Below are 20927 nucleotides of genomic sequence, written 5' to 3'. Positions count from 1 at the left end.
TGATCTCTCCGGAAAGGCGGACGGGCCGGTCCTTCGGGGCCGGCCCGTCCGTGCTGTTTCTGTCGTTCAGGCGGGGATGCTGGTGAGCTTCGAGACGAACGGGTCAAGCTTGCCGAAGAGCGCGCCTGCGTTCTCGAGTTGCGGCAGGTGGCCCGCCCGCTCGATGACCGCGAATTCTGCGCCCGGGATGGCCGCAGCAAGGGCACGTCCATACGCGGGTGTGACGACCCGGTCCGCCTCGCCCCACAGAACTGCGGCCGGAACCGAGATCGCCGCCAAGCGCGCAAGCAACGCCGGATCGTGCATGTAGGGATCCCCGGCGACGGCGCGGATCGTCGCCTGGTTGGCGGCCTGGGCCTCGTGCTGTTCCGTCGTGAGAGTCGCGGGATCGAGGTATCCGCGCTTCGGATCGAACCACGCGAGCTCGGCGAGTCCGCGGGCGTCGAGCGCCGAGACATCCGCAATCGGTTCACCCTCCACGGTGATGCCCGTTCCGTTGATGACCGCGATGCCGGAGAGTACCCCTGCGTAGCGCTGGTCGCTCACCGCCGTCGCGGCCATCTCCAACGCCATCCAGCCGCCCAGCGACGAGCCGATCACGATCGTCTCGTGCAGGCCGAGCACGAGAAGCGCGTCGAGGTAGCCGCGAGCCAGCGTCGGGATGCCGTCGATCGCATCCGGGCGCGGTGTGCCGTTCCAGCCCGGGAGGGTGGGTGCGAGCACCGGATGCTTGCTGGCATAGTGCCCGGCGATCGGCGCGACGGTCGCCGGGCCGCCTCCTCCGTGGAGCACGAGTACGGCATGGTCGGGTACGTCAGGTCCGAGACCGAGCGTGGAGGTGGTGGCATCGATGACGAGTTGTGATTCCATCCGTGATCCAATCAACATGTTTATATAAGTGTGTTGATACGATAGCACCGTGAACGAGAGGTCAGGACCTCAGGACGAACAGGCGGATCAGCTCGAGCAGCTGGGGCGCGCCATCAAACAGGTGCAGTATCGCGACCACCGCGCGATGGATGCCGCGTTGCGTGAGGTCGGCGTGTCACTGGTGCAGTGGGATGCGCTGCGAGCGATCGATCGGATGCCCGGCGCATCGAGTCACGACCTCGCCGTGGCCACGTTCCAGAGCGATCAGGCGTTCGGCACGCTCGCCACGCGCCTGCTGAGCCGAGGCCTGATCGAAAGGCGCCCCGGCCGCGGTAGAAGGATCGGATTCGAACTCACGGCGGAGGGACGCGCGGCACTTGCAGATGGACGCGAGGTGGCCTCCCGAGTCTGGGAGGGTCTCTTCGGCGGGCTATCGGCCGCGGAACGTGTGCGGTTGCTGAAGCTGCTCGATGCGCTCAGCGGTTGAGGTCAATCGTCGCTGGCGTGCAGGCCGTGGTGCGCGGACAGCAACGTGACTTCCGGATGCTCGTCGGCGAGCATCCGTTCCGCTCGGCTGAGCACGTCGCGCACGTGTCCCGCGTCGCGGGCGACCACGGCGACGCCGATCGTGGCTCGGCGATGGAGGTCGAGCGTGCCGACTTCGGCGACCGCCGCTTCCGTGCGGCGACTGAGTTCCGCGATGAGCGGCCGAACGACGGCGCGCTTCTGCTTCAACGAGTGCACGTCCCCGAGGAGCACGTCGAATTCGACCCATCCGATCCACATCGGCTCGAGTCTGGCACGTGGGGTCAGCCCTCGCTCAGCGGGTGGATCGGCAGTCCAAGCGTGCGCGCGGCACCCGTCAGTTCCCGGTCGAAGCTGAGCAGCCCGGTGATGGTCTTCGCAATGCCGTGGGCCGTCGCGAGGTGAAGAGCATCCAACGTTCGCAACCCGCTGTGCAACTGGACCGCCGAATCAAGAGTCTCGTCGTCCAGGGGGAGTAGAGCCACTCGGGCGAGCAGTTCGTCGACGTCCGCGGGTGTCAGCTTCCGCCGGTCAGCGACTGCGTGAAGTTCGACCGCCAGAAGACGGGACGACGTGAACTCGACGTGGCGTGCGAAGAGATCCTGCACTGCCTCGGTCGCTCGTTCATCGATCAGGGTCTTCACGGCTGCGGACGTGTCGAGGTAGATCACGAATGATCCCTGCGGATGTCGTCAAGGATCTCCTGCGACGAAACGTCGCTGCGAACCGGGACGAACGGCAGCGGGCCGCTCTTCGTCGCAAGCCTCACCTTGCCGGCCGCAACGAGTTCCTCCCACCTGGACATGGGCTTCGCGGGCACGATCTCTGCTATCGGAACACCACGGTCGGTGATCGTCAGTCGTTCCCCCGCTGCGACACGCGCCAGAACCCGGGCGGTCTGCTGGTTCAGTTCGGTCTTCGTCACACGAGCCACTTCACCAGTCTAGTCGCTTCTACTAGAAGTAGTAGATAGGGAGTTGTGGACGGTGTGGGCACCGCTTCGGCTGTGGGTGGTGAGCTTCTCGAGGGCTTCGCCGCGGAGGGTGGTTGGATGACACGGTGACCGACGTCTTCAGCGAGAAGCTTTCGCAGTGGCGTGCGTACACCGAGACTCCGTGGGCGCGGATCCGCTACGCGACCGTTGCCGAAGTGCTGCGCCGGCAGTGCGACGCGCTCGGCGACCGCATCCGGGTGCTGGATGTCGGTGGCGGCGACGGCATGGACGCTCTGCCGCTGGCGAAGGCCGGACACGACGTCACCGTCGTCGACCCTTCACGGGCGTGGCTGGCTGAGGCCCGGCGTCGGGCAGACGAAGAGGGCGTCGGCATCAGCACGGTTCTCGCCGGGCTCGACGATCTGCCGCACGGCGAGTGGGACCTCGTGCTGTGCCACTTCGTGCTGCGCTACCGCCCCGCTGAGGCGCCGGATGTCGCGGCACTGGCCGGCCGTGTGCGCGCGGGCGGCCGCCTGTCGGTGATGGACGTGAATCCCGTCGGCCACGTGCTCCGGGCGCTGGTCAACGACGGGCCCGCTGCCGCGGCCTCAGAACTGCACGCAGAGAGGCTCGAGGTCAAGACGTTCAAGACCGATGCCCGCAAGGTCGACGTCGATCAGGTCCAGTCTGACGCCGCTGCCGCCGGGCTGACTCTGGTCGGCCGCTACGGCAACCGGATCGCCAACGACCTGCTGATCGACAACACGGCGAAGTACGACCCGGCATTCTTCAGCGAGCTGCTCGACCTCGAGTTGGAGCTCTTCGACCGGGAACCGTTCAACCGTATCGGGCTTGCGTGGCAACTCGTCCTCGAGCGCTGAGCGCCGGCGGCGCGGCCCGATATCCGCGCCCGTTCGGCCGAAGCGACCTCAGCCGATGCGGATCAGCTTCTTGTTCACGAACTCGTCGGCGCCCAGCCTGCCCATCTCGCGTCCCGTTCCGGAGCGCTTCACACCGCCGAACGGCAGTTCCACGCCGTCGGCGAGCACGACGTTGACGAAGACCATGCCCGCCTCGATCTTGTCGGCGACGCGTTGCGCCTGTTCGAGGTCTGTCGTGTACACGTAGGAGCCGAGACCGAATGGGATGTCGTTGGCCACCTCGACTGCCTCGTCCTCGTTCGCCACCCGGTACACGGAGGCGACCGGACCGAAGAACTCCTCCTGACGGACCGGGTTGTCCGGTGCGATGTCGGTGAGGACGATCGGGGCGAAGAAGTTGCCGTGGCGCTCGCCGGTGGCATGGAGCTTCGCTCCGTTCTCGACCGCACGGTCGAGCTGGCTCTGCAGCCGATCGGCCGCCGCCGTCGAGGAAACCGGCCCGAGCGGCGAGGCAGGGCTCGTCGGATCGCTCGGCTGAGACTCGGCGAGCTTGGCGGTGAGCTTCTCCACGAACGGTTCGTAGAGGTCGTCCACCACGATGAACCGCTTGGCGGCGTTGCAGGACTGGCCGCTGTTGTCGAGACGTGCGGCGGCGGCATCCGCTGCGACCTTGTCGAGGTCGTCGGCCGACAGCACGATGAAGGGGTCGGATCCGCCGAGCTCGAGCACGACCTTCTTGAGGTTGCGTCCGGCGATCTCGGCGACAGCCGCGCCTGCGCGCTCGGACCCGGTCAGGGAGACGCCCTGCACGCGACGGTCGGCGATGACCCACTCGATCTGCCCGTTCGTGGCGAAGATGTTCGTGTATGCGCCGTCCGGGAAGCCGGCATCGTGGAAGATCCGCTCGATCGCAAGGGCCGATTCCGGGCACTGCGGTGCGTGTTTGAGAAGGATGGCATTGCCGATGATGAGGTTGGGGCCGGCGAACCGCGCCACCTGGTAGTAGGGGAAATTCCACGGCATGATCCCCAGCAGCACGCCGAGCGGAGTGCGGCGGATGATCGCCGAACCCTCGCCCGCGAGCAGCTCGATGGGCTCGTCCTCGAGCACCTTGGGGGAGACATCCGCGTAGTAGCGGTAGATGTCAGCGGCGAAGTCGACCTCGGCGAGCGCCTGCTCGACGGGCTTGCCCATCTCGCGCACGATGATGGCGGCGAGCTCCTCGCGGCGTTCCGAGTGCAGGTCACCGACCTTGCGGATGAGCTCCGCACGCTCGGCCGGCGTCGTGCCGCGACCCCAGCTGCGGTAGGCGGCATCCGCTCGTCCGATCGCGTCGCGTAGCTGCTCATCGGTGATGGTGGGGTATTCCTTGACGGTCTCGCCCGTCGCGGGGTTGACCACGGCGTAGTCGCTCATGGGAGTCCTTTCTCCGTCTGCGGCACACTTCTTCCAGCCTAAGCAGCGGGGTGGGGACTCCGGCCGCCTCTGGCGTCCGGAATGACGGACGGCGGCAGGCGATTCGTCCGTTGCCTTGCTTCAGTTCGCGACGGCCGGCGCGTGCGCCTGCAGGAACTCGTACACCTCCGTCTCATCCACTCCCGGAAAGCTGCCCGTCGGCAGCGCCGCCAGCAACGAGGTGGGAGTACGGGCGGCGGGCCACGCGTAGGCGGCCCAGGCATCCGCCAGTTCCGCTGGAGCCTTGTGGCAGCAACTCTCGTCGGGGCAGCGGGATTCTGCGCGATTCGCCGTATCGCGACCGCGGAACCACTTCACGTGCGCGAACGGCACACCGACGCTGACGGAGTACTCGCCCTCCTTGGCCTTTTCGATGCGCGACGTGCACCAGAAGGTGCCGGCGGGAGTGTCGGTGTACTGGTACCAAGGACTGAACCGGTCGGATGCGTCGAACACCGTGCGCGCCGTCCAGTTGCGGCACACCGTCGTGCCCTCGATGGCGCCCGTGGCATCAGACGGAAAGCGCACGGAGTCGTTCTCGTACGCCTTCACGATGGTTCCCGACTCGTGCACCTTCATGAAGTGCACCGGGATGCCCAGCCGCATCGTCGCGAGGTTCGTGAAGCGGTGCGCCGCCGTCTCGTACGACACGGCGAAGGCGTCGCGCAGATCCTCCATGGAGATGCGGTGCAGATTCTTCGCCTCGGTGAGCTGGCGAACGGCATCCTTCTCCGGCAGCAGCACGGCGGCGGTGAGGTAGTTCGTCTCCACGCGCTGCCGCAGGAAGTCGGCGTAGCTTCGTGGCTCGTCGTGACCGAGCACCTGACTCGCGAGCGCCTGCAGAACCGGCGAGCGGGAGTCCCGCGACGGCTGCTGCTGCACCGGAAGGTAGACCCGGTGGTGGCGCCGGTCGGTCACCGAGCGCGTGGCGTACGGCAGGTCATTGACGTAGTGCAGGCTGTAGCCGAGCCGGGCCGCGATGTCGCTCACCGTCTGCTGGGAGACCGGTCCGCCGGTGTGGCCGGCCGCCTCCAGCAGATCGGATGCCTGCCGCTCGAGCGCTGGGTAGTAGTTGTCGCGAGCACGCATCTCTGCACGCAACTGGGCATTCGCCCGCCGCGCCTCCTCTGGCGTCGAAGCGCGCTCCCTGTGCAGTCGCTCGATCTCGCCGTGCAGCCCGAGCAGCGCCTTGAGCACGTCGTCGCTCATCGACTTCGCCGCACGGATGCCCGGCAGCCCGAGTGAGGCGAACACCGGTCCGCGAACCGCCCGTTCGACCGCGATCTCCAGCGCCGCACGCTCGTTCGGCGCCTCAGCGCGCACGAGCTCGTCCACCGAGGTGCTCAGCGCATCGGCGATGCCGCGCAGCATGGAGAGACGCGGTTCTCGCTTGCCGTTCTCGATCATCGACACCTGCGACGGTGCCCGCCCGATCGCCGCCGCGAGGTCGTCGAGGGTCATGCCGAGCTGCTGCCGGCGCTCCCGGATGCGGCGGCCGAGAGTGAGGGCGTCCAGTTCGTCCGGCTCCGTCGAGCGCGCAGTAGCGACGACTCCGGCTCGGACCGCCCGGGCTTCGGCGCTCCGGCTGCGGTGGTCCGTGGCGGTGATCATGTGCCGATGCTGTCACTCCGCGGAGTCCGCGTCGGTCTGGAGTCGGCAGAAGAATGCCGGTTCTTCTGCGATTCCAGAGGAAGCCGTGGATTTTCCGGCGATCAGAAGTCGTGCACACCTTCTTCTTCCGAATCCGAGATCGCCGGCCGTCGCCGGCCGCAGTCTTGTCGCAACGCATCCGCTGGTCGCAATGAACGCGACCAGTACGTGACCACCAGACGCGAAGGGGACCACGATGACCGAGCAGAACGCGAGTGGACCGCGAGGCGAGCGGCGGAGCGTCCGCCCCGGCGATCAACGGCAGACGGCAGCGGAGCTGCAGCTGGAGTGGAGCGCCGACCCACGCTGGGACGGCATCCGCCGCGACTACACGGCCGACGACGTCGTCGCGTTGCGCGGTCGCGTCGGCGAGGAGCACACGCTGGCCCGTCGGGGCGCCGAACGGCTGTGGGAACAGCTGCAGCGCACGGAGATACCGGCTCCCGACGGTACGTGGGCCAGTGACCCGCACTGGATTGCCGCGCTCGGTGCCTTGACCGGGAACCAGGCGGTGCAGCAGGTGCGGGCGGGACTGCAGGCGATCTATCTCTCCGGATGGCAGGTCGCGGCAGACGCGAACCTGTCGGGCCACACGTATCCCGATCAGAGCCTGTACCCGGCGAACTCGGTGCCTGCGGTCGTTCGGCGTATCAACAATGCGTTGCTGCGTGCCGACCAGATCGACGCCACGAGCGAATCGCCGTCCGGGATCGACTGGATGGCGCCGATCGTCGCGGATGCCGAGGCCGGCTTCGGCGGGCCGCTGAACGCCTACGAGCTGATGCGCTCCATGATCGAGGCGGGTGCGGCCGGCGTGCACTGGGAGGACCAGCTGGCCAGCGAGAAGAAGTGCGGGCACATGGGAGGCAAGGTGCTCGTGCCCGCCTCGCAGCACATCCGCACTCTGAACGCGGCCCGTCTCGCGGCGGACGTGGCAGGGGTGCCGACCATCGTGATCGCGCGAACGGATGCCCTCGCCGCCACACTGCTCACCAGTGACCACGACGAGCGCGACCGGGAGTTCCTCACCGGCACGCGCACGCCTGAGGGCTTCTACGAAGTGCGGAACGGCATCGATCCGGTCATCGCCCGCGGGCTCGCGTACGCGCCGTACGCCGACCTGTTGTGGGTGGAGAGCTCGAAGCCCGACCTCGAGCTCGCCAGAACGTTCGCCGAGCGCATCCACGAGGACTTTCCGAACAAGCGGCTGGCGTACAACTGCTCGCCGTCGTTCAACTGGAAGCGGCATCTGGACGACGACACCATCGCACGGTTCCAGCGTGAGCTGGCCGCGATGGGATACGCGTTCCAGTTCATCACGCTCGCCGGTTTCCACGCCCTCAACCACTCGATGTTCACACTGGCGCGCGACTACTCGCAGCGGCAGATGAGCGCGTACATCGAACTCCAGGAGGCCGAGTTCGCATCCGAACGCGACGGCTACACCGCCACCCGCCACCAGCAGGAGGTGGGCGCCGGCTACTTCGACCGGATCGCCACGGCCCTGAACCCGGCCAGCGCAACGCTCGCGCTGGCCGGTTCGACCGAGCAAGCACAGTTCTGACATCGCAAAGGAATCGACCATGAACACCAAGGAGACCCACGAGCCCCGCATCGAGGTGACCGCGCCGCGCGGCGACCGCTACGACGAGATCCTCTCGCCGGGAGCGCTCGGCTTCCTCACTGAACTGCACGATCGCTTCGCCGGCCGCCGTCATGAACTGCTGGCCGAGCGGATGCGCCGCCGCGTCGAGATCGCGAACGGTCGCGATCCGCAGTTCATGCCCGAGACGGCATGGATCCGCGATGACCCGAGCTGGCGTGTCGCCGGGGCCGGTCCTGGCCTGGAGGACCGCCGCATCGAGATCACCGGTCCCACGGATCGCAAAATGACGATCAACGCGTTGAACTCGGGCGCGAGGGTGTGGCTGGCCGACCAGGAGGACGCCACCAGCCCGACCTGGCCGAACGTGATCGAGGGACAGCTCTCGCTGTACGACACCGTGCGCGGCACCATCGGCTACACGAGCCCAGAGCGCAGGGAGTACCGCGTCACCGCCGAGCGCACGCCGACCATCGTGATGCGCCCGCGCGGCTGGCACCTGTGCGAGAAGCATCTGACGTTCGTCGACCGGCAGGGCCGCAGCCTGCCGGCATCCGGAAGCCTCGTCGACTTCGGCCTCTACTTCTGGCACAACGCGCAGCGGCTGGTCGACGCGGGCCAGGGCCCGTACTTCTACCTGCCGAAGATCGAGCACCACGATGAGGCTCGTCTGTGGGATGACGTCTTCCGCTTCGCGCAGGAACGCATCGGGATGCACGTCGGCACCGTGCGTGCGACCGTACTGATCGAGACGCTGCAGGCCGCGTTCCAGATGGAGGAGATCCTCTACCAGCTGCGCGAGCACTGCGCAGGACTCAACGCCGGTCGCTGGGACTACCTGTTCAGTGTCATCAAGACGTTCCGCTCTCGCGGCCGCGCGTGCGTGCTCCCGGACCGCTCTCAGCTGACCATGACGGTGCCGTTCATGCGCGCGTACACCGAGCTGCTCGTCTCCACCTGTCACCGGCGAGGCGCATATGCCATCGGCGGCATGAGCGCCTTCATCCCGAATCGTCGCGACCACGAGGTGACCGAGCGTGCGTTGGCCAAGGTCGCAGAGGACAAGCGGCGCGAGGCGGGAGACGGGTTCGACGGCACGTGGGTGGCGCATCCGGACCTGATCGCCACGGCACAAGCGGAGTTCGACGCTGTGCTGGGTGACAAGCCGCACCAGCTGGAACGCACGCGCGACGAGGTGCGGGTGCAGGCATCCGATCTGCTCGGCTTCGGCGCAGCAGGCGCCGAGGTGACGCTGGCGGGCGTGCGCGACGACGTCTCGGTGACGCTGCGATACGTCGAGGCGTGGCTGCGCGGCACGGGCGCCGTCGCGATCGACAACCTCATGGAGGATGCCGCCACCGCGGAGATCGCGCGGTCACAGCTGTGGCAGTGGATCGAGAACGCAGTGGTCACGCGTGAGGGGGTGCTCGTCGAGGTACCTCTCATCCACAGGCTGCGCGACGAGATTCTCAACGAGTTGCCTCGCACTCCCGAAGACCGGTTCGACGACGCCGCCGAGGTGCTCGAACGGGTGGCGCTGCGGCCGGAGTACCCCACCTTCCTCACCGTGGTCGCATACACGCGATACCTCGACGAGCACGGTCAAGCTCAGGCGATGCCGGAACCGGCGCAGGAGGTTGCCGCCGCTGCATGAGCGGCTTAATCGCATCGTACGATCGGCCGGATGAGCGGCGGGGGCGTGCAGTCGCTACGCACGGTTGGCCGGAAATGATCCGATCCGCCGGACGACGGCGACGTTTCGTTCCGGCCGATCGTGCGATTTCCGGCCTACCGCGTGAGCCCTTAATGTTTCTGCATGAGCGAAGCGACGATCCGACGAGCGACGTCAGCGGATGCCGACCGGCTCGCGTTCGTCGCGGCCGTGACCTTCCCCTTGGCGTGCCCTCCGCACACGACGAGAGAGGATGCCGCGGCTTTCGTCGTCGAGCACTTCGCCGCCGACGCATTCCGCGGATACCTGACCGATCCCGATCGCATACTGCTGATCGCGGAGGAGGACGGCCATGCCGTCGGCTACACGATGCTCGTGCTGGGCGAGCCGCACGATGAGGATGTCGCCGCCGCGATCACGTTGCGCCCCACGGTCGAGCTCAGCAAGTGCTACGTGCTGCCCGGGCACCACGGGCGCGGTGTCGCGGCTCGCTTGATGCAGGCATCCATAGACGCGGCCCGCGAGCGCGGGATGGCCGGCATCTGGCTCGGGGTGAACCAGGAGAACGAGCGCGCGCAGCGGTTCTACGCGAAGAGCGGGTTCCGTCGCGTCGGCGTCAAGCGCTTCCGGGTGGGTGAGCGCTGGGAAGACGACTACGTGTTCGAACAGCCACTCGCAGTGGAGGCGCACTCCGTGCGTGATGCGCGGGCGCGTCGTGACCGGGGCCCGTCGACGGCCTAGACCCTGCCGGATGCGAGCACGCCGATGAGCTGGCCGGCCAGCCGCACCAGCAGCTCGATCTCGTTCTCGTCGCGGTCGACCCAACGGCACTGCGGGTCGCCGACCGGCACGAAGCCGTCGTGTCGTTCCCAGACGAAGAGCGTGCGCTCGGCGCCGAGCACGTATTGCTGCCACCACACCTGGCGAAGATAGTGCCGAGGGATGCTCCGCCACGGCTTGTTCGTCGTCTTGATCTCTGCGAGCTCGAGGCGTCCGGTATCGCGCGCCGCCAGCCCGTCCGGTGTGGCGAGATGCCGGCGATCGCGTACCGCGTGAAACAGCGCATCACTCGGCGAGATGCCGTGCTCCCGCAGCACCCATTCGGCGATCTTCGGTTCTCTCGCCTTGCCGTGCTCGGTGAAGACGTTGCCGCTGAAGCCCGACCCGTGCACCTTCTGCCGCGCCGCAGCCAGCACGGATGCCTGCGTCGACAGCTTCGCGACATCCGTCGCCGTGATGCCTCGGGCCCGGGCGCGCAACCATGCGACCCGGTCGGATGCGTGCGCGAGGATGCGACGCTCATGCGGCAGAAGCGGCGGCGTGACCCGCGCGGCATCCGGCGTGGTGCCGTCCGGGCGCAGCGTGGCCTCCAGCTCCTCGTCGAACAGAGAGAGCATGGTGTCGGTCACTGCTCCATTGTGCCGCGTGCCCTCTGTCATCGGCGCCCCGCTGAACGCGCGTCGAGCGATCGGACGGTCTCCTTCAGACCAAGCCGGTGCCGTGAGCGAAGGAGGTCGATCAGCCCTCACGCCGGGTCGAGCAGGTGCTGGGCGACCATGATCGCCGCGCCCAGCACGCCGCCCGTCTCCCCGGCGGAGGCCGGCACGATCTGCAGGTGCTGGGTCGCCAGCGGTGTGGACTGCCGGTACACGACCTCGCGCACCCCGGCCAGCAACTGTTCACCTGCTCGGGCGATCGAGCCGCCGACGACGACCACCGAAGGATTGAACAGGTTCACGCACGTGGCGAGCACCTCACCCAGGTCTCGTCCGGCCTGACGGATGCCCGCGACGGCATCCGCGTTTCCTGCTCGTGCCAGCGCTAGCACGTCGGCGCTGGAACCAGCCGGTGTGCCCCGTTCGGCGATGTACCGCGCGATCGCCGGGCCGCTCGCGAGTGCCTCAAGGTCGGCATCTTCGTCGCCGTGGCGCGGGGTGTCACGGGTGAACGGGACGCGCACGTGGCCGAGGTCGCCTGCCGAACCGGCCGCGCCTCGCTGCAACCTCCCGCCCGCGATGATGCCGAGGCCGATGCCGGTGGACACCTTGACGAAGAGCAGGTCGCTTTCGAGCGGCCACGACACGGCGTGCTCGCCGAGCGCCAGCACGTTCACGTCGTTGTCGACGAGCACGGGAACGTCGAACGTGCGCCGCACGTACTCCGGAACATCGAAGCGATCCCAGCCGGGCATGATGGGCGGGTTGATCGGCATACCGGTGGAGTGCTCGACCGGGCCGGGGAGCCCGATGCCCACTCCGGCGAGTTCCGAACGGGGCCTGCCGCTCGCCTTCACGAGACGCTTGGCGGTGCCGAGCGCCCAGTTCAGCACTGGCTCGGGACCATCGGCGATCGTGAGCGGCGCTGACTCCGAGACGAGCACGGTGCCGGCGAGGTCGGCGGTCGCGATCACCCCGTGCGTGGCTCCGAGGTCGATCGCGAGGACGAAGCGCGCTCCCGCATTGAACGCCACCCGCGCGGGCGGACGCCCGCCGGAAGACGCCGCATCGGGCGCAGGCACGATGAGACGGGCATCCATGAGCGCGTCGATGCGGGATGCCACGGTGGAGCGGGCGAGGCCGGTGCTCTCAGCGAGTTGAGCCCTGGTGCGCGGAATGCCGTCGCGCAGGATCGCGAGCAGGTCGCCGGCATCCTTCGGCACGAGGCTCCCCGGCGACGAGCGCGCCGCAGCCGTGTGGGGAGAGGGCGCCGACATAGACCGATTGAAGCACACGCGGCGAGCACAAGGCAGAAGTCGGCGGCAACGGCGCGACTTTTGCTTGACTGACGACAGAAGTGTGATTCAATCGATTCGACCGCGGAGATGCCGACGAGAGACATCCCTGACACAGCGGCCTCACCGCAACGAGGAGAAACGTGACCACCTCACCTCTTTCCGTGCAGCTCTACACCGTGCGTGAAGCGCTGCAAGACGACCTCCAGGGCACCCTGAACAAGCTCGCCGAGGTGGGCTTCACGCAGGTCGAGCCGTTCGCCTTCACGGACTTCCCGGGACTCGGCGAGGCGCTGTCGTCCGCCGGGCTGAGCGCGCCGACCGTGCACGTGCACTTCCTCGGCGAGAGCGACGAGGAGATCGGCGCGATCTTCGACGCGGCGCACGAGCTGGGCATCCAGACCGTCATCGACCCGCACGCCCCCGACGAGCTGTGGAAGACGGCCGAAGGCGTCGAGGGCATCGCGGCGCAGCTGAACCACGCGGCGAAGCTCGCGGCGGAGCGCGGACTTCGCGTCGGCTACCACAACCATGCGCACGAGTTCGAGAACAAGATCGACGGGCAGAACGCACTGGAGTACCTCGCGTCCAGGCTGGACCCGGAGGTCGTGCTCGAGCTCGACACGTACTGGGTCGCCGTCGGCGGTGAGAACCCGGTCGAGGTGCTCGGCCGGCTCGGTGATCGGGTCGTGGCTCTGCACATCAAGGACGGGCCCGCGACGAAGGAGACCAAAGACCAGGTCGCCGTCGGCGCAGGCACCCTGCCGATCCGCGAGATCATCGAAGCCGCACCGGGCGCGCTTCGCGTCATCGAACTCGACGACTCGCGCGACAACCGTTTCACCGCTGTCGCCGACAGCTACGCATTCCTCACGAAGGAGGGTCTTGCATGAGCGAGTCCACGAGCGCCGCAGAAGGCACTGCCGGGTCTGCGAAGACCGGCCCCGTCGGAGTCGGCGTCATCGGCGCGGGCAACATCTCGACGCAGTACCTCACGAACCTCACGTCGTTCCCCGATGTCGACGTGCGCTTCGTCGCCGACATCATCCCCGAGGCGGCAGCTGCTCAGGCGGAGAAGTTCGGCATTCCGGCGCACGGATCCACCGAGGAGCTGCTGGCCGACCCCGAGATCGAGATCGTCGTCAACCTCACCCTCCCTCGGGTGCACGCCGAGGTCGATCTGCAGGTGCTCGCCGCGGGCAAGCACGTATGGAGTGAGAAGCCGATCGCACTCGACCGCGAGAGCGGCCAGCGCGTGCTCGCCACGGCGAGAGCGGCTGGACTGCGTGCGGCGTGCGCGCCAGACACCTTCCTGGGTGCGGGCATCCAGACCGCGAGACGAATGCTCGAGGCCGGAGCGATCGGCGAGCCGCAGACCGCGCTCACCATCATCCAGAACCCCGGCCCGGAGTCGTGGCACCCGAACCCGGCCTTCCTGTTCCAGGAGGGCGCCGGCCCCCTGTTCGACATCGGCCCGTACTACGTCACAACGCTCATCCAGCTGTTCGGGCCGGTGAAGCGCGTGGCAGCGGTGGCCTCGAAGGCGAAGCCGGTGCGCACCATCGGCTCGGGCCCGCTGGCCGGGCAGACGTTCGAGGTGACGGTGCCGACGCACGTCACGGCCGTGTTCGAGTTCGAGAGCGGCCAGACGTCGCAGAGCATCTTCAGCTTCGACTCGAAGCTGGGGCGCACGCTGTTCGAGGTCACCGGTGTCGACGGCGCACTCGAACTGAACGACCCGAACATGTTCGTCGGCGACCTCGTGCTGCACACCGACGGCGAGCCGGAGACGATCACGATCGAGGGCGAGAAGTCGGCGCGGGGCACCGGCGTCGTCGAGCTCGCGCGGGCCATCCGCGCCGGCGTTCCCGAGCGAGCGAGCGGAGAGCAGGCGCTGCACGCGCTGGATGTGATGGTGTCCACGATCGAGGCTGCGGAGCGCGGCGAGTGGGTGGATGTCGAGAGCACGTTCACGCCCACCCCTGCGCTGCCCGAAGGGTGGGACCCGGCCGAGGCCACGCTCGTCTGATGGCGGCGAACGCGCAGAGCCGGGCGGGCGCCGGCCCGATGGGCGTTGGCATCGTCGGCGGCGGGTTCATGGCGACCGTTCACTCCAGGGCAGCGCGAGCCGCCAGGGGGCGCCTGGTGGGTGTGGTCTCGTCTCGTGCTGAGCGTGCGGTGCGCGCCGCGGAGGAGCTGGGCATCGAGCACGCCTTCGGGTCGCTCGACGACCTGATCGCCGACAAGCGCGTCGGGGTGGTGCACATCACCACCCCGAACGCCGTGCACGCCCGGCAAGCACTCGCCGTGATCGCCGCCGGCAAGCACGTCGTCTGCGAGAAGCCGCTGGCCACGACGGTCGAGGACGCCCGATCGCTGACGCAGGCCGCGGCCTCCGCCGGCGTCGCCGCCACGGTGCCGTTCGTGTACCGCTACCACCCGCTCGTGCGGGAGGCGCGCGCCCGCTTCGCCTCCGGCGAGACGGGCCGGCTGCTCACGATCGCGGGTTCGTACCTGCAGGACTGGCTGCTGGAGACCGGCGACGACAACTGGCGCGTCGACCGCGCGGCAGGCGGCCGGTCCCGCGCGTTCGCGGACATCGGGTCGCACCTCGTCGACCTGATCGAGTTCGTCACCGGCGACCGCGTTTCGAGGGTGGCGGCCACGAAGCGCACGTTCTTCGAGTCGCGCGCCGAGCACACGGCGATCACGACGGAGGATGCCGTCGCCGTCGCCGTGCAGACCACCGGCGGAGCGATCGGTACCCTGCTCGTGTCGCAGGCGGCGCCCGGACGCAAGAACCGGCTGCACGTGGAATTGGCGGGATCCGCGGAGTCCGTCGTGTTCGATCAGGAACAGCCGGAGACGTTGTGGGTGGGCCGCCGTAAGGGTTCGTTGCTCATCCCCAGGGACGCCGACCAGCTCGCCCCCGATGCCGCGCGCCTGGTGGCGACTCCCGCCGGGCATCCGCAGGGCTACCAGGATGCCTTCAACGCGTTCGTCGCCGACAGTTACGCTGCGATCGCCGGCGAGGCGCCAGAGGGACTGCCGCTCTTCGCGGACGGACTGCGCGCCGCGATCGTGGCCGAGGCGGTCATGGACTCCGCCGATACCGGCGCCTGGGTCGAGGTGTAGCGCCCTCACTTGAACCGGAAGTGCACGAAGATGCGCCCGAAGTTGTCGGAATCCTTCTCCACGCGGTGGTAGAGCGCCTTGATCTCCTTCTGATCCAGAAAGCGCAGCACCCGCTTCTTCAGCTGACCCGACCCCTTGCCAGGGATGATCTCGACGAGCGTCGCCTTCTTCTCGATGGCATCGTCGATGATCCCCCGCAGCGCGCGATCGATCTCGCCGCCGCGGTTGTAGATGTCGTGCAGGTCGAGCTTCAGCTTCACGGGCGCCACCTCCACGGCATGCAGTCACGGTACGCCCTGCGCTGAGCGGGTGGTGCTACGCGACCTCCTTCACCTTGCCCTGCTTGATGTGCAGGCGCCGCTGAGCGCGTCGAGCCACCGCGGAGTCGTGCGTGACGATCACCAGGGTGAGACCGCGGTCGCGCCAGAGGCCCTCGAGCAGGTCCATGATCTCGTCGCGCGTCTCCTCGTCGAGGTTGCCGGTGGGCTCGTCGGCCAGCAGCACCTCGGGCTCCTTCACGAGCGCACGCGCGATGGCGACGCGCTGCTGCTGACCGCCGGAGAGCTCGGCCGGCCGGTGGTCGCCGCGGTCGCCGAGCCCCACGGACTCCAGCGCCTTGGTCGCCCGATCCCGCCGCTCCGCTGCCGGAACCCCGAGGGGCACAAGAGCTGTCTCCACGTTCTCCAGCGCCGTCAGCGTCGGGATGAGGTTGAACCCCTGGAAGACGAAGCCGATCTCCTTGCCGCGGATGCCGGTGAGCTTGCCATCCCCGAGTTTGCCCAGGCTCGACTGCTCGAGCTCCACGGTTCCCGACGTCGGCCGGTCGAGTGCGCCGAGCATCTGCAGCAGCGTGGACTTGCCGCCGCCCGTGGGGCCCTGGATCGCGACGAGCTGCCCGTCCGGAATGTCCAGCGTGACGTCGTTCAGCGCCGTCACCTTGCGCCCCTTGCCGGGATATTCCTTCGTCACGTTCTTCAGCGTGTACATGTGCGTTCCTTCGTTGGTCTGACGTCTTCGACGGATGCTCGTGGCTGCTTGACCATGCTCACTGCACCGACCGCAGAGCCTCGGCGGGACGCAGGCGCGAGGCGCGCCATCCGCCGATCGCGCCGGCGAGCAGGCCGCCGAGAATGGCGAGGCCGACAGCGATCACGATGATCCAGACGGTGATGGGTGCGGACAGATCCACCTGCGTGCTCGAGGAGGCGGCGGCTCGCGCGGCGCCGCCGAACCCGCCGCCGAAGCCCCGTCCACCGAATCCACCGCTCGTCGAGCCTGTGGAGGTGGATCCGCTGCCCGTACCGCCGAATGCGCGGCGGGCGCCCGCCGCGAGCGCACCGCCGAACCCGCCTCGCGAGACGCCGCCGGTGAGCGTCGGGGAGATCACGTTGACGACGAGTACGCCGATCAGCCCGATCGCGATTCCGGCGATCCCGCCGATCACGCCCTGCACCACGGACTCGCCTGCGACCTGGCCCACGATGCGGCGGTTCGACCATCCGATCGCCTTCAGGGTGCCGAACTCGCGGGTGCGTCGCGTGACGCCGGAGATCGTGAACAGGATCGCGATCAGGAACGCCGCCGCGAGCACGATGACCGAGAGCCAGGTTCCGAGGTTGGAGACCAGCTGGCTGGCGCTGCCGAGCGATCCGGAGACGTTCGAGGCGAGATCCGCCTGGGTCGACACCGTGGTTCCGGGGAGCACCTTCTGCAGTGATGTCTTCAGCGAGTCCACATCGGCGGCCGACGTCGCGGTCACGTAGATGGTCGAGACCTTGCCGGACTCACTGGAGAGCGACTGCGCGACATCCAGCGGAACGTACACATTCGAGGCGGTCGCCGAATCGGAGCCGGTGGGCTTCACCGTGCCGACGATCTTGAAGTCCTTGCCGCCGATGCTGATCGTGTCACCCACGGAGAGGCTCTTCGTCTTCGCGTAGCTTGCGTCGAGCACCGCGACATCCTTGCCCTTGTCGGACGAGGTGAGTGTGCGACCCTTGCCGAGCGCCGTGGAGGCGACCGGACCGACCGCCTTGGCGCCCGGCGTGATCCCCATCACGCTGAACGAGTTGACCTGGAACGAGCTGCCGCCCTTGCCGTCCGAGCCGCCGGTGGCTCCGGATCCGCCGGTCGACCCGCTCTGCCGACCCTCCGCGCCGCGCTGGCCGAAGTCGGGGAGCGTGCCCTTGAAGCTCGTGTTCTGGAGCGAGAGCGCGGCGGATGCGCCGGCGACGCCCGACGTCTTCTGCACCTTCGCCAGCGCCGAGTCGCTCATGGTGTTCGTTCCGAAGCCGACGCTCAGCCGCGAGGAGTCCACCGTGCGACTGCCGTCGCTTGACTGCGCACCGGAGTTCGCGCCGAAGTCGAATCTCGGTCCCTGTGCCTGGCCGCTGCCAGCAGTCGGGGCGCTGACCGGCTTCGTGATGGTGACATCCGTCCCCACGCCATACACCGACTGCAGCACCTGAGCCTGCGCGTTCTTCACGCCGGCGGCCACCGAATTCACGATGATGACGAGCGCGATCGCCAACGCCATCCCGATGGCGATGATGATGGTCTGTCTGCGGCGCCCGAGCAGCTCTCGGCGCAGATAGGTTGCGAACATGGTTGTCCTCCGTGGGTCTGGAGGAACCGTAGGCATCCGTATTGTGGCGTCGCTATGCCGAGGTTGTGCGTTCACCTTGCGACCGCCGGCCTGGCTGCGAAGGCTCGTGTACTGGCGGGTTGGGCCGTTCCCGGGCTGAGCGGTTCTTGAGAGCCGGATGGCTGACTCTCAGACTCCGCATAAGTGCAGCACAGTCGTCTCGGACGGTGCTCTCGATAATGGGAAGCATGTCCACCTCTCTCGCCAGCTCCGAGCGCGGCCAGCTTCGGTCCGCGCCGGCACCGTTGCACCACGCGGACGGCTCGCCGATCCGCATCCTCGTCGTCGACGACGAGCACACCCTCACCGACCTGCTGCAGATGGCCCTGCGCTACGAGGGCTGGGAGGTGAAGTCGGCCGCCAGCGGCCAGCAGGCGCTCACCGTGGCCCGCGAGTTCAACCCCGACGCGGTGGTGCTCGACATCATGCTCCCCGACATCGACGGCCTGCAGGTGATGGCGAGGATGCGCGAGAGCGGCGGAGAGACGCCGGTGCTGTTCCTGACGGCGAAGGATTCGCTGGACGACCGCATCGCCGGGCTGACCGCCGGCGGCGACGACTACGTGACGAAGCCGTTCAGTCTCGAGGAGCTCGTGGCAAGGCTCCGGTCGCTGCTGCGCCGCTCACGAGCCCTGATCGCGGATACGCAAGACCCGCGCATCGTCGTCGGCGACCTCGTGCTCGACGAGGACTCCTACGAGGTCACCAGGGCGGGCGAGGGCATCTCGCTCACCGCGACCGAGTTCGAACTGCTGCGCTACCTGATGCGCAACCCGCGCCGCGTGTTGTCCAAAGCGCAGATTCTCGACCGGGTGTGGAGCTACGACTTCGGCGGAACCTCCAGCGTCGTCGAGCTGTACATCTCCTACCTGCGCAAGAAGATCGACGCGGGCCGTTCGCCGATGATCCACACGGTGCGCGGGGCAGGCTACATGATCAAGGCGGCGGAGTAGGTCCACCGCCTACCCGTTCCCGGCAGGAGCGAACCATGAGTACGACGGCCTCACCGGGTACGCCGAACCCGTATGCGGGCGGCGCTGCGGCGGGACCGAGCCGGGAACCTCGGGCGGGGGGATCGTGGTGGCGCAGGATGCTGCATCCGCTTCGCCGCACGACACTGCGCACCAAGCTCGTCTTCTCCGTGGTTGCGCTCGTCGCCGTGCTCGGCGTGGTGGTCAGCCTGGCGAGTGCGCTGTTCCTGCGCAGCTACCTCGTCGGACAGCTCGATCATCAGGTGGAGTACGCCGCGCAACGTGCATCCTTCGCCGCGCTGCGATCGCTCAGCGAACCCGGTGGAGTGACCGCGAAGCAGCTTCTCGGCGACGTGGTGAGCACGCCGGGTCTGAGCGCGGGAACCGTTGTTGCCGTTGTCAGCGATCAGGGCGACGTCAGCGCCGTCTACCTGAGCCCGCGCGATCCCACGGCACCTCAGCAGAAGACGTCGGGCAACGCGAATGCGAACATCGCGGCGATCGCCCCCGGCAGCCACCCCGTCGACGTCGATCTGGGCGGCACGCTGGGACAGTTCCGCATGGAGGCCGTCCAACTGCCGTCCGGAACGCTGGTCATCGGGCTGCCGTTGTCCGAGGTGAACGCGACGACCGCCCAGCTCCTCACGATCTTCTTGCTGGTCACCGCCGTCGCCATCGCGGTGGCCGGGGGATTGGGACTGCTCATCGTCGTGCTCGCGCTGCGCCCGCTCGACCGCGTGGCCGCCACCGCGACCGCCGTGTCGCGGCTTCCGCTCGACCGGGGCGAGGTGGCGCTCGGCGTGCGTGTGCCCGAACAGGACACCGACCCGCATACCGAGGTGGGGCGCGTGGGAGCGGCGTTCAATCACATGCTCGGGCACGTGGCATCCGCTCTGTCGTCGCGCCAGGCGAGTGAGAACAAGGTGCGGCAGTTCGTGGCGGATGCCTCGCACGAGTTGCGCACGCCGCTCGCCTCGATCCGTGGTTATGCCGAGCTCACGAGGCGGGCCCCGGAGCAACTGCCAGCGGACACGGTTCGCGCGCTCGGCCGCATCGAGTCGGAGGCGGAGCGGATGACCGCGCTCGTCGAAGACCTGCTTCTGCTCGCACGCCTCGACGAGGGCCGTGAGCTCGACCACGATCCGGTCGACCTCTCACGCGTCGTCATCGACGCGGTCTCCGACGCACACGCCGCAGGCCGTGACCATAGCTGGACGGTCGACCTTCCGCCGGAACCGGTCACGGTGCTCGGCGACGCCCCGCGCATCTACGAGGTGATCGCGAATCTGCTCACCAACGCCAGGGTGCACACGCCGGAGGGAACGAGCGTCGCGACAGCGCTGACCGTGGATCGCGGGGCGCAGCGTTCGTTCGCCGTCGTGACGGTCACGGATGACGGCCCGGGCATCCCGGACGACCTGCAGTCCACGCTGTTCGAGCGGTTCGCGCGCGGAGACTCGTCGCGATCGCGGCACACCGGCTCGACCGGCCTCGGGCTTGCCATCGTGCGCGCCGTGGTGGAGGCGCAGGGTGGCATCGTAGAGGTGGAGAGCGAGCCGGGCGAGACCCGGTTCACGGTGCGGTTGCCGCTGGCTGAGACGTCCTCTGCGGGTGAGGCTGACTTCGAGGAACCCCTGGCATCAGGTGATTGTCCAGACCCCGAGAAGCTGCTTGCGTCGGAGGATGACCAGAAGTCCGGAGAGTCGCTGGCGTCGGACGAGCAGGGCGTCAAAGAGTCGCCGACACCGGACGAGCAGGGCGTCAAAGAGTCGCCGGCACCGGACGATGAGCGCCGTGGGTTGAGTTCCGCCGCTGGTTGAGCTGAACCGGATGGTGCGCTCCACGCTCGACCAGCG

Annotated in this window: 21 protein-coding genes; 10 read left to right on the top strand and 11 right to left on the bottom strand. The window is 68.2% G+C overall.

The window, feature by feature from the left end; all coding sequences use genetic code 11:
- Nucleotides 1-66: 66 nt before the first annotated feature.
- Nucleotides 67-870 carry an alpha/beta fold hydrolase gene (locus tag ACYVI5_RS14015; protein ID WP_460580740.1) on the bottom strand — a complete coding sequence of 268 codons (804 nt, stop codon included), beginning with the start codon at nt 868-870 and terminating at the stop codon, nt 67-69.
- A 49-nt stretch (nt 871-919) separates the two neighbouring features.
- On the opposite strand from ACYVI5_RS14015, the gene ACYVI5_RS14010 reads away from it, so the two are divergent.
- Entirely contained in the window at nt 920-1357 is a 438-nt protein-coding gene (locus ACYVI5_RS14010; protein ID WP_460580739.1) for a MarR family winged helix-turn-helix transcriptional regulator, read from the top strand.
- 2 nt (nt 1358-1359) lie between these two features.
- On the opposite strand, the gene ACYVI5_RS14005 is transcribed toward ACYVI5_RS14010, so the two are convergent.
- The 3 genes from ACYVI5_RS14005 to ACYVI5_RS13995 are packed head-to-tail and all read right to left on the bottom strand — an operon-like array spanning nt 1360 to nt 2329.
- Nucleotides 1360-1656 carry a DUF503 domain-containing protein gene (locus tag ACYVI5_RS14005; RefSeq protein WP_460580738.1) on the bottom strand — a complete coding sequence of 99 codons (297 nt, stop codon included), beginning with the start codon at nt 1654-1656 and terminating at the stop codon, nt 1360-1362.
- Nucleotides 1657-1679: 23 nt separating this feature from the next.
- Nucleotides 1680-2066, bottom strand: coding sequence for a type II toxin-antitoxin system VapC family toxin (locus ACYVI5_RS14000; RefSeq protein ID WP_460534390.1), 387 nt, complete (start codon nt 2064-2066; stop codon nt 1680-1682).
- Nucleotides 2063-2329 (bottom strand): type II toxin-antitoxin system Phd/YefM family antitoxin, encoded by a 267-nt coding sequence (locus ACYVI5_RS13995; protein ID WP_460580737.1) that lies wholly within the window; start codon nt 2327-2329, stop codon nt 2063-2065. The genes ACYVI5_RS14000 and ACYVI5_RS13995 overlap by 4 nt, the downstream gene beginning before the upstream one ends.
- A 125-nt stretch (nt 2330-2454) precedes the next feature.
- Here ACYVI5_RS13995 and ACYVI5_RS13990 point away from each other — a divergent pair, with 125 nt between their 5' ends.
- Entirely contained in the window at nt 2455-3210 is a 756-nt protein-coding gene (locus ACYVI5_RS13990) for a class I SAM-dependent methyltransferase (RefSeq protein ID WP_460580736.1), read from the top strand.
- Between the two features lie 48 nt (nt 3211-3258).
- On the opposite strand, the gene ACYVI5_RS13985 is transcribed toward ACYVI5_RS13990, so the two are convergent.
- A complete protein-coding gene (locus ACYVI5_RS13985) occupies nt 3259-4626 on the bottom strand; it encodes an NAD-dependent succinate-semialdehyde dehydrogenase (protein WP_460580735.1) in 1368 nt (455 codons plus the stop codon).
- Between the two features lie 120 nt (nt 4627-4746).
- Nucleotides 4747-6276, bottom strand: a complete 1530-nt coding sequence (locus ACYVI5_RS13980; protein WP_460534384.1) for a helix-turn-helix domain-containing protein — start codon at nt 6274-6276, stop codon at nt 4747-4749.
- A 235-nt stretch (nt 6277-6511) separates the two neighbouring features.
- Here ACYVI5_RS13980 and aceA point away from each other — a divergent pair, with 235 nt between their 5' ends.
- The 3 genes from aceA to ACYVI5_RS13965 all read left to right on the top strand — a co-directional run bounded on the left by aceA (nt 6512) and on the right by ACYVI5_RS13965 (nt 10331).
- Nucleotides 6512-7879, top strand: coding sequence for an isocitrate lyase family protein (aceA, locus tag ACYVI5_RS13975; RefSeq protein WP_460580734.1), 1368 nt, complete (start codon nt 6512-6514; stop codon nt 7877-7879).
- Between the two features lie 19 nt (nt 7880-7898).
- Nucleotides 7899-9572, top strand: a complete 1674-nt coding sequence (aceB, locus tag ACYVI5_RS13970; protein ID WP_460580733.1) for a malate synthase — start codon at nt 7899-7901, stop codon at nt 9570-9572.
- 162 nt (nt 9573-9734) lie between these two features.
- Complete coding sequence (locus tag ACYVI5_RS13965; RefSeq protein WP_460580732.1) at nt 9735-10331, top strand: GNAT family N-acetyltransferase; 597 nt, start codon at nt 9735-9737, stop codon at nt 10329-10331.
- On the opposite strand, the gene ACYVI5_RS13960 is transcribed toward ACYVI5_RS13965, so the two are convergent.
- Both ACYVI5_RS13960 and ACYVI5_RS13955 read right to left on the bottom strand, forming a co-directional pair.
- Nucleotides 10328-10999: a YqaJ viral recombinase family protein gene (locus ACYVI5_RS13960; RefSeq protein ID WP_460580731.1), complete on the bottom strand. Its 672-nt coding sequence runs from the start codon at nt 10997-10999 to the stop codon at nt 10328-10330. The genes ACYVI5_RS13965 and ACYVI5_RS13960 overlap by 4 nt on opposite strands.
- Nucleotides 11000-11115: 116 nt before the next feature.
- On the bottom strand, nt 11116-12303 hold the full coding sequence (locus tag ACYVI5_RS13955; protein ID WP_460580730.1) for an ROK family protein: 1188 nt from the start codon (nt 12301-12303) through the stop codon (nt 11116-11118).
- 161 nt (nt 12304-12464) lie between these two features.
- On the opposite strand from ACYVI5_RS13955, the gene ACYVI5_RS13950 reads away from it, so the two are divergent.
- From ACYVI5_RS13950 to ACYVI5_RS13940, 3 genes are read left to right on the top strand one after another with little or no spacing between them, the layout of a single operon-like run.
- The gene (locus tag ACYVI5_RS13950; protein ID WP_460580729.1) at nt 12465-13214 is read left to right on the top strand and encodes a sugar phosphate isomerase/epimerase family protein; all 750 of its coding nucleotides are present in this window, start codon (nt 12465-12467) and stop codon (nt 13212-13214) included.
- Nucleotides 13211-14350, top strand: coding sequence for a Gfo/Idh/MocA family protein (locus tag ACYVI5_RS13945; RefSeq protein ID WP_460580728.1), 1140 nt, complete (start codon nt 13211-13213; stop codon nt 14348-14350). Before ACYVI5_RS13950 ends, ACYVI5_RS13945 begins: the two co-directional genes overlap by 4 nt.
- Nucleotides 14350-15456 (top strand): Gfo/Idh/MocA family protein, encoded by a 1107-nt coding sequence (locus tag ACYVI5_RS13940; RefSeq protein ID WP_460580727.1) that lies wholly within the window; start codon nt 14350-14352, stop codon nt 15454-15456. The genes ACYVI5_RS13945 and ACYVI5_RS13940 overlap by 1 nt, the downstream gene beginning before the upstream one ends.
- 5 nt (nt 15457-15461) lie before the next feature.
- Here ACYVI5_RS13940 and ACYVI5_RS13935 read toward each other — a convergent pair whose 3' ends face one another.
- From ACYVI5_RS13935 to ACYVI5_RS13925, 3 genes are read right to left on the bottom strand one after another with little or no spacing between them, the layout of a single operon-like run.
- Nucleotides 15462-15716 (bottom strand): Smr/MutS family protein, encoded by a 255-nt coding sequence (locus ACYVI5_RS13935; protein ID WP_460580726.1) that lies wholly within the window; start codon nt 15714-15716, stop codon nt 15462-15464.
- 55 nt (nt 15717-15771) lie between these two features.
- Nucleotides 15772-16443 (bottom strand): ABC transporter ATP-binding protein, encoded by a 672-nt coding sequence (locus ACYVI5_RS13930; RefSeq protein ID WP_460534358.1) that lies wholly within the window; start codon nt 16441-16443, stop codon nt 15772-15774.
- 58 nt (nt 16444-16501) lie between these two features.
- The gene (locus ACYVI5_RS13925) at nt 16502-18061 is read right to left on the bottom strand and encodes an ABC transporter permease (protein WP_460580725.1); all 1560 of its coding nucleotides are present in this window, start codon (nt 18059-18061) and stop codon (nt 16502-16504) included.
- A 227-nt stretch (nt 18062-18288) separates the two neighbouring features.
- On the opposite strand from ACYVI5_RS13925, the gene ACYVI5_RS13920 reads away from it, so the two are divergent.
- Nucleotides 18289-19053: a response regulator transcription factor gene (locus ACYVI5_RS13920; RefSeq protein ID WP_460534354.1), complete on the top strand. Its 765-nt coding sequence runs from the start codon at nt 18289-18291 to the stop codon at nt 19051-19053.
- A 35-nt stretch (nt 19054-19088) separates the two neighbouring features.
- Nucleotides 19089-20891, top strand: a complete 1803-nt coding sequence (locus ACYVI5_RS13915; protein WP_460580724.1) for a sensor histidine kinase — start codon at nt 19089-19091, stop codon at nt 20889-20891.
- Nucleotides 20892-20927 lie beyond the last annotated feature (36 nt).

The sequence above is a fragment of the Humibacter ginsengisoli genome, assembly GCF_054780095.1.
Note: the sequence above shows the minus strand (reverse complement) of the source record. Positions and strands in the feature narration are given on the sequence as shown.

Bases quoted from the DNA above. Each gene is read 5' to 3' on its own strand.
- ACYVI5_RS13940 (WP_460580727.1), top strand. From the start codon at position 14,350: ATGGCGGCGAACGCGCAGAGCCGGGCGGGCGCCGGCCCGATGGGCGTT.
- ACYVI5_RS13955 (WP_460580730.1), bottom strand. From the start codon at position 12,303: ATGTCGGCGCCCTCTCCCCACACGGCTGCGGCGCGCTCGTCGCCGGGG.
- ACYVI5_RS13930 (WP_460534358.1), bottom strand. From the start codon at position 16,443: ATGTACACGCTGAAGAACGTGACGAAGGAATATCCCGGCAAGGGGCGC.
- ACYVI5_RS13985 (WP_460580735.1), bottom strand. From the start codon at position 4,626: ATGAGCGACTACGCCGTGGTCAACCCCGCGACGGGCGAGACCGTCAAG.
- ACYVI5_RS14005 (WP_460580738.1), bottom strand. From the start codon at position 1,656: ATGTGGATCGGATGGGTCGAATTCGACGTGCTCCTCGGGGACGTGCAC.
- ACYVI5_RS13945 (WP_460580728.1), top strand. From the start codon at position 13,211: ATGAGCGAGTCCACGAGCGCCGCAGAAGGCACTGCCGGGTCTGCGAAG.
- ACYVI5_RS13980 (WP_460534384.1), bottom strand. From the start codon at position 6,276: ATGATCACCGCCACGGACCACCGCAGCCGGAGCGCCGAAGCCCGGGCG.
- aceB (WP_460580733.1), top strand. From the start codon at position 7,899: ATGAACACCAAGGAGACCCACGAGCCCCGCATCGAGGTGACCGCGCCG.
- ACYVI5_RS14015 (WP_460580740.1), bottom strand. From the start codon at position 870: ATGGAATCACAACTCGTCATCGATGCCACCACCTCCACGCTCGGTCTC.
- ACYVI5_RS13915 (WP_460580724.1), top strand. From the start codon at position 19,089: ATGAGTACGACGGCCTCACCGGGTACGCCGAACCCGTATGCGGGCGGC.
- ACYVI5_RS13920 (WP_460534354.1), top strand. From the start codon at position 18,289: ATGTCCACCTCTCTCGCCAGCTCCGAGCGCGGCCAGCTTCGGTCCGCG.
- aceA (WP_460580734.1), top strand. From the start codon at position 6,512: ATGACCGAGCAGAACGCGAGTGGACCGCGAGGCGAGCGGCGGAGCGTC.
- ACYVI5_RS13965 (WP_460580732.1), top strand. From the start codon at position 9,735: ATGAGCGAAGCGACGATCCGACGAGCGACGTCAGCGGATGCCGACCGG.
- ACYVI5_RS13925 (WP_460580725.1), bottom strand. From the start codon at position 18,061: ATGTTCGCAACCTATCTGCGCCGAGAGCTGCTCGGGCGCCGCAGACAG.